Annotated in this window: 11 protein-coding genes; 7 read left to right on the top strand and 4 right to left on the bottom strand. The window is 63.6% G+C overall.

Annotated elements, in window-relative coordinates:
- The 3 genes from EN749_RS20105 to EN749_RS20095 all read left to right on the top strand — a co-directional run.
- Window positions 1–414: ATP-binding protein (locus EN749_RS20105; RefSeq protein ID WP_128363795.1), on the top strand; the 414-nt coding region annotated here is incomplete at its 5' end.
- Window positions 411–1,814 (top strand): sigma-54 dependent transcriptional regulator, encoded by a 1,404-nt coding sequence (locus EN749_RS20100; protein WP_128363794.1) that lies wholly within the window; start codon window positions 411–413, stop codon window positions 1,812–1,814. The genes EN749_RS20105 and EN749_RS20100, both read left to right, overlap by 4 nt.
- On the top strand, window positions 1,798–2,226 hold the full coding sequence (locus tag EN749_RS20095; protein WP_128363793.1) for a GNAT family N-acetyltransferase: 429 nt from the start codon (window positions 1,798–1,800) through the stop codon (window positions 2,224–2,226). The genes EN749_RS20100 and EN749_RS20095 overlap by 17 nt, the downstream gene beginning before the upstream one ends.
- An 81-nt stretch (window positions 2,227–2,307) precedes the next feature.
- Here the strand turns inward: EN749_RS20095 and EN749_RS20090 are convergent, their stop codons facing one another.
- The 3 genes from EN749_RS20090 to EN749_RS20080 all read right to left on the bottom strand — a co-directional run bounded on the left by EN749_RS20090 (window position 2,308) and on the right by EN749_RS20080 (window position 6,608).
- Window positions 2,308–4,032 (bottom strand): Na/Pi symporter, encoded by a 1,725-nt coding sequence (locus tag EN749_RS20090; RefSeq protein ID WP_127272615.1) that lies wholly within the window; start codon window positions 4,030–4,032, stop codon window positions 2,308–2,310.
- 78 nt (window positions 4,033–4,110) lie between these two features.
- Window positions 4,111–5,115, bottom strand: a complete 1,005-nt coding sequence (gene pstS / locus EN749_RS20085; RefSeq protein ID WP_245491459.1) for a phosphate ABC transporter substrate-binding protein PstS — start codon at window positions 5,113–5,115, stop codon at window positions 4,111–4,113.
- 377 nt (window positions 5,116–5,492) lie between these two features.
- Window positions 5,493–6,608 carry an anhydro-N-acetylmuramic acid kinase gene (locus tag EN749_RS20080; RefSeq protein ID WP_128363791.1) on the bottom strand — a complete coding sequence of 372 codons (1,116 nt, stop codon included), beginning with the start codon at window positions 6,606–6,608 and terminating at the stop codon, window positions 5,493–5,495.
- 369 nt (window positions 6,609–6,977) lie between these two features.
- Here EN749_RS20080 and EN749_RS20075 point away from each other — a divergent pair, with 369 nt between their 5' ends.
- From EN749_RS20075 to EN749_RS20060, 4 genes are all read left to right on the top strand, one after another.
- Entirely contained in the window at window positions 6,978–7,670 is a 693-nt protein-coding gene (locus EN749_RS20075) for an SDR family NAD(P)-dependent oxidoreductase (protein ID WP_128363790.1), read from the top strand.
- A 186-nt stretch (window positions 7,671–7,856) separates the two neighbouring features.
- Window positions 7,857–8,696 (top strand): transporter substrate-binding domain-containing protein, encoded by an 840-nt coding sequence (locus EN749_RS20070; protein WP_189367613.1) that lies wholly within the window; start codon window positions 7,857–7,859, stop codon window positions 8,694–8,696.
- A 1-nt stretch (window position 8,697) separates the two neighbouring features.
- Window positions 8,698–10,059, top strand: coding sequence for a cation:dicarboxylase symporter family transporter (locus EN749_RS20065; protein ID WP_128363789.1), 1,362 nt, complete (start codon window positions 8,698–8,700; stop codon window positions 10,057–10,059).
- Entirely contained in the window at window positions 10,056–10,853 is a 798-nt protein-coding gene (locus EN749_RS20060; protein ID WP_128363788.1) for an amino acid racemase, read from the top strand. Before EN749_RS20065 ends, EN749_RS20060 begins: the two co-directional genes overlap by 4 nt.
- Before the next feature lie 36 nt (window positions 10,854–10,889).
- Here the strand turns inward: EN749_RS20060 and EN749_RS20055 are convergent.
- Window positions 10,890–11,740, bottom strand: an 851-nt coding sequence (locus EN749_RS20055; RefSeq protein WP_145990952.1) for an iron chelate uptake ABC transporter family permease subunit, incomplete at its 5' end; no start/stop codon positions are given.

The raw sequence follows: 11,740 nt of genomic DNA, 5'->3' as shown, positions 1-11,740 counted from the left end.
GCGCTGTCGCTGCTGTCCGGCCGCATCCGCGATTCCGGCGTGACCATCGTCAAGCCGCGCGGCACCGCCTCGCCGGCGGTCATGGCGAGCCGCATCCGGCTGGAGCAGATCCTGGTCAATCTGTTGCAGAATGCGCTGGACGCTATGAAGGACCAGCCCGATCCGCGCATCGAGATCGAGCTTGCCGAGCGCGACGACAGGGTGCTGATTTCGGTGCGCGACAACGGCCCAGGTCTCGGCCCGGAAGCAGCCGGCAATCTGTTCATGCCGTTCCAGACCACCAAGGAGAAGGGGCTTGGCCTCGGGCTGGTGATCTCGCAGGAGATCGCCCAGGAATTGGGCGGCACGCTGCGGCTCGATCCCGGCAATGGCATCGGCGCATCCTTCACCATCGATTTGAGGCGAATTGAATGATTGAGGGATCAGGGCTGGTGGCGCTCGTCGACGACGATGCGGACCTGCTGCACGCCACAACGCAATTGCTCGAGCTTGCCGGCTTCGCTGTGGTCGCGCGCGACGCCGCCGAGGCAGCGCTTGCCGTTGTCGACAGGACCTTTGAAGGCGTGGTGGTCAGCGACATCCGCATGCCGGGCATGAACGGGCTGCAGCTGTTCGATCGCATCAAGGCGATCGACCCGGACATACCCGTGATCCTGGTCACCGGCCATGGCGACGTCGATCTCGCAGTGGCCGCGCTCAAGGACGGTGTCTACGATTTCATCTCGAAACCCTATGCCGGCGACCGCCTTGTCGAGGCGCTGAAACGGGCGAGTGAGAAGCGACGGCTGGTGATGGAGAACCGGCGGCTGCGCGAAGCCGCGGCCCTCGCCACTGACGGCCTGCCGCTGATCGGCGAGGCTCCTGCCATCAAGCGGCTGCGCGAGACCTTGCGCCAGATTGCCGACATGAACGTCGATGTGCTGGTCGAGGGAGAAACGGGAACCGGCAAGGAAGTGGTGGCGGACCTCCTGCACAGATGGGGGCGACGGCGCGCAAAACCCTTCGTGGCACTGAATTGCGGTGCGCTGCCGGAGACGGTCATCGAGAGCGAGTTGTTTGGCCATGAGGCGGGCGCGTTCACCGGCGCGCAGCGGCGGCGGATCGGCAGCATCGAGCATTCCAGCGGCGGCACGCTGTTTCTCGACGAGATCGAATCCATGCCGCCGGCGCTCCAGGTCAAGCTGCTGCGCGTGCTCGAAACACGCAGCCTCACTCCACTTGGCTCGAACGACATCAGGCGCATCGATCTCAGGGTCGTCGCCGCGACCAAGGTCGATCTGGGGCGGTCGGACCAACGCGGTGATTTTCGCGAGGATCTGTATTTTCGCCTTAACGTGGTGACGCTGCGCATCCCGCCGCTGCGCGAGCGTCGCGGCGATATCCCGATGCTGTTTGGGCATTTCCTGGGCAAGGCGGCAGAACGGTTCGGCCGGCCTGTCGCGAAGATGAACGCTGCGGTCAGCGATCATCTCCAGTCGCATGACTGGCCAGGCAATGTGCGCGAGCTTGCCCATTTTGCCGACCGTGTTGCGCTCGGCCTTGGTCCGGAAGATGAGAGGAGGGCGGTCTCCGCGCATTCGCCGGAGCCTACGGCAGCATTGCCAGAACGGGTCGGCCAATACGAAGCACAGCTCATCCGCGACGCGCTGCGCGACCATGGTGGCGAGGTGCGCAGCGCCATCGATGCGCTGGGCGTGCCGCGCAAGACCTTTTATGACAAGCTCAAGCGCTACGGCATTGCCGCATCAGAGTTTCGCAATGGCGGCGACGCCGACACGCAACCATCTCGGAAAAGCGATGAACACGACTCTTGAAACGACGGCAAATCCCTTGCCGGAAGAACTCGCCTTTCTCGGTGAACGGCTGACGGCGTTCAACGACGGCGATGTCGGCGCATCCGAAAGGAAGGCGCTTGTGGTGTTTGTGCGCGACGAGGATGGCGCGGTCGTCGCTGGCATTTCCGGTTACACGGCCTGGGGCTGGCTCTACGTGCAATGGCTCTGGGTCGATGAGCGGCTGCGAGGCCAGCACATGGCCGGCAAGATGCTGGATGCGGCCGAACAGGAAGCCATGGCACGCGGTTGCCGGAATGCCTGGATCGACACCTTCAATCCGAATGCCGCAAAGGTCTATCAGCGTCAGGGTTACGAACCCTTTGGAACGCTCGCCGATTTCCCTATCGGCCGCAGCCGCATCTTTTTACAGAAGAGGCTGGCGTTGGCCTGATCCATCCCGGCGGAACCGGGATGGACTGTCTTCCTGCCTGACCCGCAATCCGAACGAAGGTGGTTATGGTCCGGCGGACCGCTACTCGGCCGGAACCAGGCCTGGGTCTCCCATCGGGCTTGCTCTGGTTTCCTTGCGTGCCGACGCACGGGCGAGCACGCTTTGGCGGTTTACGGATCTGCGCTCGGCATCGATGCGATGGATCAGGATTTCCGCACGCTCGATCGACCCGAGCAGGGCCAGGATCGTGCCGCGTTCGGCGGCACCGGCATTCGGTCCGAGCGCCAGCGTGCGGGCACGCAGTTCCTCGACCCCGGGCAGATTTACATGGCCGGCCGGCATCTGCGGGCTGGAAATTCCGTAAGTAGGCAAGATTTCGCGCAGCGACGTGTCGAGCTTGTTCAGCGCGACGTCGACGATGGCTTGCGCCGGGTTGCTGAACTTCTCGCGCCTGACGCGGCGCGCCACCTGATGCATCGATTCCGTCAGGGCGGCCGTGAAGTCGGCTTCCTCGATCAGGCTGGCGATCAGATCGAGTTGTTCGTAAGGCAGATCCTCCTTCATCAGCGCGGCGGTGTAGGCGCGGATATCGCGGCTGAGGATGTCGGTCGCCAGATAGTGCTCGCCCGGATCCGACGGCGCCTTCTTGGAAGAGCGTGCGATGTCGAGGAACATGGCGCCGGCCTCCAGATGGCGGGCCGTCTCTTGCTGCACGGCGGGAATGGCCTTGGCAAAATCGCTGGCCAGTTTGCGGTCGAGGAATTTCGGCGTCGAGAAATCCTCCGCGTCGTCGGCATCCGTGTGGCCGACACGCGATAGCACCCGCTCGAACACGCCGATGAACGGGAACAGCAGCACTGTGTTGAAGACGTTGAAGAAGGTCGAGTAGAGGCCGACCGCGACCGGCACCAGGGGGAAGGTCTCCTTGCCGTCGACAATCACCGGAACGGCCGGATCGCCGCCGAAGAACTGCATGGCCCATTCCAGCACCTGGATGGAGACGAAGAACAGAGGGATGGTGATGCACACCCCGATGATATTGAACGAGATATGCGCATAGGCGGTCCGCTTGGCGTTCTTCGAAAGGTTGAGGGAAGCCATCCAGGATGTGATCGTGGTGCCGAGATCGGCGCCGAGCGAGAAGGCGACGGCGGTTGTCCAGTCGAGAATGCCCGCCGCGCCAAGGCCCATGACGATGCCGATCGTCGCCGAGGACGAGTGGATCATGGCGGTCACGCCGGCGGCGATGAACACGCATTTGAAAAGGTTGAGGTAGGAGTCGGCCGTCAGCGTCTGCAGCAGCGCCATGACTTCCGGCAGGTTGCGAAGCGGACGCAGGCCGCCGGTCATCAGGTTGAGGCCGTAGAAGATCAGCGCGAAACCCATGCAGGCGAGCGCTATGTTCTTCACCTTTTCGCTTTTGGCGAAGCAGTAGACCAGCGAGAACACGCCGGCCAGGATCAATCCGAGCGGACCGAGCGGCAGGGCGATGAGCCCGTTGCCGAGCGTGGTGCCGATGTTGGCGCCCATGATCACGCTGATCGCCGGCCGCAGGGCGATGACACCGGCATTGACCAGCCCGACGACCATGACGCTCATCGCCGTCGACGACTGGATGACGCCGGTGATCAGCGTTCCCGCCAGCACGCCTTTGACCGGCGTACCGGCTGCCTTGGCGAGAAAGTCGCGCATCCGGTTGACCGACAGCGCCTGGATGCCGTTTGCCATGAAATCCAGACCGAGCATGAAGATGCCCAAGCCGCCGATCACCGGCACGAGGATGTCCTTGAAGATATCTATGTCCATTTCAGGCAGGCCCCCAACAAGTCGCCACGACGACGCGGTATGAAGTTCAGTTGCTGCGCAAGGCAGCTTTCGTTCGGGTCAGTTTCCGACCGGCAATTGCCTTGCCCAATACTGTTCGATCTGGCCAATGAGCGCTTTCGGCAGCGGCACATAGCCGAGTGCGGTGGCGTCGCCGGCACCTTGCGCGAAGGCGAGCCGGAAAAGATCATGCACGCGGCGATAGCGATGTTCCGAACGCCCCGCGACCTGGACAACGGCGAACACCGCCGTGCTGATCGGGTACGCACCATCTCCGCTGCGATTGGTGAGGGAGGCGAAGAAGTCGGTCGTTTCCCCCCAGGCGACGGAGGTGGCCGCTGCTTGCACGCCCTGCGGGTCCGGTTTGACGAACTTGCCGGATTTGTTCTGGACCGCTGCGAAGGGAAGGCCGGCGCGAAGAACCTGGCCGTATTCGGCGTAGGCAATCGCCCCCTTGCTCGCAGCCACGGCACGAAGAAGCGCTTGCGTACCTTCCGCGCCTGTCCCGAGCGGCCAGTCGATCAGAGTGTCGGCTCCAGGCTTCGTCTTCCAGTCTTCGCTTGTCGATGACAGAAACTCGGTGAAGACATAGGTTGAGCCCGAACCGTCCTGCCGGTGGATGACGCTGATGGCGAGATCGGGAAGGGCTATGTCGGGATTGAGCACCCTTATCGCAGGATCGGACCAGGACTTTATCTTGCCCAGATAGATGTCGGCGATCACCGGGCCGGAGAGGCGCAGACCTTGCTCCGGCAGGCCATCGAGATTGGCGACCACCGCGATCCCGCCCATGACGATCGGAAATTGCTGCTGGCCGTTCCTGGCGAGATCATCAGCCGGCACGGGAACATCCGTGGCGGCGAAATCCAGTTCGGGCTGCGCAAGCCGCATCAGGCCGGCAAGGGATCCGACCGGTTCATAATCGACGGTCCAGTCCAGCGTGAAGAAGTCGCCGCCGTCGGCGCGTGCAGCCTTGTATGTCGTTGCCCACTTGCCGATGATCGGCGCGGCCAGTGTCGACCCCGCACCGCGAATGGGCTCAGCCCGCGCAGCGGATCCGATCATGGCCCCGATGATTGCAAGGGCGAGCGCAGCTGCCGCCCCCGAAACCGTCGGCCGTGCACCGCGCAATAAGGCTAAACCTGCTGACAACATAAATTGAATCCCAACTATACTGCCGCCGCTATGTAGGCGCGCATCAATGGCCATACGCCTGCGAAATGAGGCGTCAGCTGAAAACAAGATCGCTGTTGTCTTGTATTAATTCTTCTTAACGGTTGGATGACAGTGGGTCCCGGCGGAAAAGCTTTTCGACTATTCCGAAGACCTTTCGACTGCAAAACCTGAGCAAAAAGCCGCATCGCCTGAAAGTCGGCCGGGCGGGAAAGGTCATCCTCAAACACTGAGATAGAGACCATCCCGCTTCCGGGATGGAAGAGGCTCTAACTGGCGAGTTTTCCGCCCCGCATCGGCCGCGGTGCGCCGGTCGTGCTCGGAAAACTGATTGGCAGGCCGCGCAGCACGCGCACCGCGAGGAAGGCAAAACACTCCGCCTCGACCGCATCGCCGCTCCAGCCGAGGCTCTCGGCCTGCACCACTTCGACGCCGGCACGGCTGGTCAGCATCGCCATCATGGTCGGGTTGTGGCGGCCGCCGCCGCTGACCACCAGTTTTTTCGGACGGCTTGGTAAGAGGTCGAGTGCCTTGCCGACGGCTCCAGCGGTAAAGGCGGTCAGCAGTGCCGCGCCATCCTCCGCATCCAGCCCTTCCGCCATGGCGGCGCCGAAGTCGAAACGGTCCAGCGATTTGGGATAGGGCTTGGTGAGATAGGGGTGCTGCAGCAGCTTGGCCAGCCGCGCCTCGTCCACCTTGCCCGCACCGCCGAGCGCGCCGTCGCGGTCCATCTCGCCGAGCCCCTTCGACTTGATGAAATCGTTCAGCGGCGCGTTGGCGGGGCCGGTGTCGAAGGCAACGACATTGTCGGCGCCATCCCACCAGGTGATGTTGGCGACGCCGCCGAGATTGAGTACGGCCACCTCGCCATTGGCGCCGGCGCCGCGCATCAACGCCGTGTGATAGGCTGCGGCCAGCGGCGCGCCTTGCCCCCCGGCGCGCATGTCGGCCGAGCGGAAATCGTATGCGACCTTGGTACCCAACAGGGCATGCATCAGCTCACCGTCGCCGAGTTGCCTTGTCTGGCCCAGCCGTCCAACCTGCGGCGCGCGATGCAGAACGGTCTGGCCGTGAAAACCGACGACGCCGATATCGGCCATCGTCATGCCATAGCCTTCGACCAATTCCTTGACGGCTGCTGACTGGGCACGCGTCAGGGCTTCCTCCGCGGTGTGGAAGATCGCCGGCTCCGGCCCGACAAAGTTCCACGCCCGCGCCTCCGTCAGCGTCTCTTCCAGCAGGGAGCGGATCGACGGAGGATAGGGCATCAGCCGGTAGGTGCCGAAATCCTCGATACGTTCGCCGTCGGTCTTGATCAGCGCGACGTCGATGTTGCCGTCCAGCACCGTGCCGGTCATCAGGCCGACGGCCCAGATTGGTTCCATAATCGTTTCCTTATCGAACATGATCTTTCCGGAAACCGTTTCCCACTTTTCGGGACCATGCTCCAGTCCCATTAATGAGGTCGCCGACCGCTTGACGAAGCAAAACGGTTCCTCTGTCGAAATCACGTGTCGGATGGATCCGGTTGGTGAGCAAGGTTCAAGCCTTGCCCCTGTGGAGGCGGGGGTCGCGGTACCGAGGCGGACCTATCCTCGTAGCGCCACTGGCGATACTGGACCGCGCAACGCCGGTTTGCGGCCGTCTGGCTCAACAACCGCAGCGATGCCACCTCTTGCCTGCCGGCCGCGAAGGCGCGACCTTGCCTGATCTGGCGAAACGCTTCCGCCGAAATCCGCAAGGAGAGAAAAATCATGACCTCATCCGATGTGGCCGTTATTGCAGGCGCGGGCGCTGGTCTGAGCGCCTCGCTTGCGCGCCTTCTCACCCGCGAAGGCATTCGCGTGGTTCTGGCCGCTCGCAACGTCGAGAAGCTCAGCGCTCTGATCGACGAAACCGGTGCTCTGGCCGTTGAGACGGATGTTGCCGACGCTGCGTCCGTCGCCAGCCTGTTCGACACCGCCGACAAGGCCGGCACGCTGGCGCTCGTGGTGTTCAACGCCAGCGCACGCACCCGCGGCCCGATCGCCGAGCTCGATGCGGAAGCGGTCAAACAGGCATTGCTGGTCGGCGCCTATGGCGGCTTCCTGGTCGGCCAGCAGGCGGCGCGCCGGCTGCTTGTCCGGGGATCCGGTTCGATCCTGTTCACCGGCGCCACTGCCAGTGTGAAGGGCTTTCCCGGCTCGGCCGGCTTTGCCATGCCGAAATTCGGCCTGCGCGGCCTGGCGCAGTCCATGGCCCGCGAACTCGCCCCGCAGAACATCCACGTCGTCCATTTCATTATCGACGGCCAGATCGCGCCGCCCGGACAGGCAGCCGATCCCGACCTACAGGACCGCCGTCTGTCGCCGGATGCCATCGCCGAGGCCTATCTCACAACCCATCGCCAGCATCGCAGCGCCTGGAGCTCGGAGCTTGAGTTACGGCCTTGGGTCGAGACGTTTTGACAATCCAGACGATCGCCCGGCGGGAAGCAACGCGATCCTTCCGCTTTTCCTAATATATTAGGCAGTGCTGATATTTTGTGGCGCTAAGCTGCTTGTCCAATACATAAAAAGGCTCAGTGTAATATATACGTTTGTTTAACGCGGGTTGTGCATGTTGCAGCTTTCCCGGGTTAATTGAGAACGCGCATGTCGGTTACACGTCGTACACTGCTTGCGGCCGGGAGCGGCGGGTTGCTGATCTCGCAAGCCCGCGCAGCCAGCACTCCGGGACAGCAGGCGGAGAACGCCCCTCAACCTATCGCGAGCGGCGATGCATTGCGCATCGCAATGCCGGCCTTCGCTTCCAATCCGTTCTTTCCGGCCGACGGGTCGGGGGACGATGGCATAGACATGGAGTTGGCCCACGGCATCGCCGCGGCGCTTGGCGTCGAGCCGGTATTCGACCGATCCGCCGCAACGTTCGACGATATCGTCAGTCAGGTCAGTTCCGGACAGGCCGACATGGCGATTGGCAAGCTCAGCCGGACGCTTCAGCGCGGCCGGTCGATCATCTATTCCCGCCCCTACGCCATGCTGCGGCAAGGGCTGATCGCCAACCGCCTCAACCTGGCGCGTATCGCGCAAGGCAAACCGGCCGAACAGATCGTCCGTGATTTCTCAGGCGATCTTGGCGTGATCGGGGGCTCTTCATTCGCCACCTATGCGGCCACGACCTTCCCGCATGCGCAAATCCACCGCCTGGCAAGCTGGGATCTGATCATCGATGCGATCCGAAACGGGACGATCGACATGGCCTATCGCGATGATTTCGAGATCAAGAAGCTGATGGTCGACGATCCGTCGATGACGGTCGTCGCGCGCTCGATCACGCTGACCGACAAGGTCGATACGATCGCAGTCGGCGTGCGGCCCGACAATCCGCACCTCGCGGCCTTTGTCGATCTCTATCTCGATCTCGCGCGGGGTCAGCAGATTCTCAACACGGATGAGATCATCGCCCGCTATCGCCTGGGGAGCAAAGCCTGACATGGCCATCTCCGAGGTAGCCGGACCCCTGCCTTTCGACTGGCGCCTCGCGGCAAGCCGCATCCTGCGATCTCCGGTGACGACGATTGTGATGATTGCTGCAGGGATATTGTGCGGCCTCTACTATCCAGACTTTGCCCATGCGATCAGCCCTGTCGCACAGCTCTACCTGAATTTCCTCAAGATGGTCGTCCTGCCCTATTTGGTCTCGTCGGTCATCTTCTCCATCACGGCAATGGTCCAGGATCCCAAATCGGTCCGCTACCTCGGCAAGGTGGGTATGGCCGTGCTGGTCGTGTCGTTCCTGAGCGTGCTGGTGAGCGGCACCTTGTCGCTGATCCTGCAGCCGGGCCAGATCGAGAATCCGCAGTCGCGCATCGAGCTTGGCGAGTTCATCAATTCGCAAGGCAGCGTGTCCACCGATCTCGCCTTCCCGTTCCAGCCGCCGCCCTCCAATGGCGACCCCAATGGCGGGCACTCGATCCTGCTCGACCTGGTGCCGAACAACGTCTTCAACGCGCTGGCCTCGGGCCAGACCATCCAGGTTTTGCTGTTCTGCCTGCTTTTCGGGCTCGCGATGGGGAAGATTCCCCAGCCTTCGTCCATGAGCCTGACCCAGGCGCTCAACGCGGTCTACCGGGCCTGCACGGTGCTCACCAACTGGTTCATCTGGGGGTTGCCCTTTGCAACTTTCATCCTGATCGCGGACCAGACCGCGTCGACCGGAACCAAGCCGCTCACGCTGATGGGCGGTTACCTGCTGGTTATGGGTCTTTCCTGCCTCATATTCGTTGCCGGGGCCTTTGCCATTATCGCCATCCGGTCGCGACGAAGCTACTGGACCACGATCAAGACCTGCCAGCCGCTTCTCATGGTGGCCATCACCACACGCTCTACGGTCGCTTCGCTGCCATGGGTCATCAACCTGTTGAGCGAGCGCCTGCGGTTCAGCCTGGTGGTGGTCGAACTGCTCGTGCCGCTGCAGGCGGCATTGCTGCGTACAGGCCCAGCGCTGCTCTACACCTCGGGTGCGCTGTTCATCGCCCAGCTTTACGGCCACCAGCTTGCAGTCTCGGACCTCGTGCTCGTCGGCATCATCTCAGCGCTTCTCGCGCTCACCACCGGCGGTATGGGCAGCCTGCTCATCCTGTCCCAGATGTCCATCGTCTGCGGCTACCTGAAGCTTCCCTTCGAGGCGGCGTTCGTCCTGTTCGTCGCGGTGGATGCAGCCGTCGACACGTTCATGACGCTGGCCAGCGTTTGCACCGTCGCGGCGAGCACGGCAATGATCGCTCCCAGCCACAGGGAGACGACGCAGCCTGACGCCGCCTCGGACCAGCTCGAAGCCGAGCCTGTCAGATGATCGACGACAGCATCCGTCCCCAGCTCGGCATTATCGGCGGTCTCGGGCCGCTTGCTTCGGCTGATTTCTACTTCAAGCTGACCCGGATGACCCAGGCGCTCAGAGACAACGAACATGTGCCTGCCGTGATCCTCAGTGTCCCACAGCTGCCCGACAGGACCGAAGCGATCCTTGCCGGCCATGATGGGCCGCTGGCGCCTTTGAAAGCCGCGGTCGCGACGCTCAATGCGCTCGGCGTCGCCCGCATCGCGATGCCGTGCAACACCGCCCACCATTGGTACAGCCAACTGGCGGCGAATTCGCGCGCGGAAATCATCCATATCGGAGATGCTGTGGTGACGCAGACGCGTCGCAGCCTGGATCAGGGCCGGGTTGCTGTTCTCGCCACCCAAGGCACGCTGGTCTCCGGCTTCTATCAGGACAGGATGTCGGCAGCGGGATTTGAGCTCTGCCTTCCCGCGAACACCGAGTTTCAGGCCTGCGTCGACAGCGCGATCAGCCTCGTCAAGGCGGGTTCGATCGCGGATGCGGCGGTTGAAACCGAGCGCGCGCTCGACATCGCGCAAGCGGCCGGCGCCGATGCAGCCCTGCTCGGCTGCACCGAACTGTCGGTGGTGGCCGCCAGCCTCAACGATATCAATGGATTGGTCGTCATCGACAGCAATGCGGCCCTGGCGCGCGCCTGTCTGACACGGTTGGGCTTCGGTGCCCAGGAAGCCCGCGGCCTGCCGACCGTATCACGGCTGCCGGAACATGACCGATCGATGCGCGCCAGCTTGGCCGCACTGGCCTAGCCCTATGGATAGAACCTCATAGCATTTCGGAACCCGTCAGCCCTGGCGCGGCACGCCCTTGGCAAGCAGGTAGACGAGATACGGCCCGCCAAGCAGCGAAGCGAACAGGCCGGCGGGCAGTTCGTAGGGAAAGGCAGCCATGCGCGACAGCCAGTCCGAGACGATCATCAGCAGGGCGCCCAGAAGCATCGCTCCGGCGAGATGGACGCGGGCGCGGGAAAAGCCGACCAGACGGGCAAGGTGTGGCGCGATCAGGCCGACGAAGCTCAACGGTCCGACGACCATGGCGGCCAGCGCGGTGAGGAGCGCGGCAACGACGATCAGCATCAATCGTCCGCCGGCGACCGGCACGCCCAGCCCGCGTGCGCTGTCGGACCCGAGCGGCAGGATGTCGAGCCAGCGCGCGGCGAGGAACAGCGGCAATGTCAGCGGCAACAGACAGGCGAGTGCTAGCCCTGCATCGAGCGTCGACGCCTGGCCGGTCGAGCCGCTCAGCCAGCGCAACAGGATGTAGGACTGCGCGTTGCCCATGGCGATCGTCGCGGTGATCGCAGCGCTGCACAGCGCGCTCATGGCGATCCCGGCAAGCAGCAGCCGCTCGGCACCGAACTTTGCTCGTGCGGCAAGGGCCAGCATGGCAATCAAGGCCACCAGTGAGCCCAGGGCTGAGCCGGCGAGCTGCCAGCCGAGATCGGCCGTGGCGCTGACCATCAGCACGGCTGTCAGGCCGGCACCGGCGCCGGTGCCGACGCCAAGCACTTCGGGGCTCGCCAGCGGGTTGCCGGTGACCCGCTGGATGACGACGCCGGCGGCCGCGAGCATGGCGCCGGCGGCGGCCGCCACGCCGATCCGCGGCGCGCGCCACGCGGCGAGATCGGTTAACAGGT

This window comes from Mesorhizobium sp. M7A.F.Ca.ET.027.02.1.1 (genome assembly GCF_004022985.1).
GTDB lineage: Bacteria > Pseudomonadota > Alphaproteobacteria > Rhizobiales > Rhizobiaceae > Mesorhizobium.
Note: the sequence above shows the minus strand (reverse complement) of the source record. Positions and strands in the feature narration are given on the sequence as shown.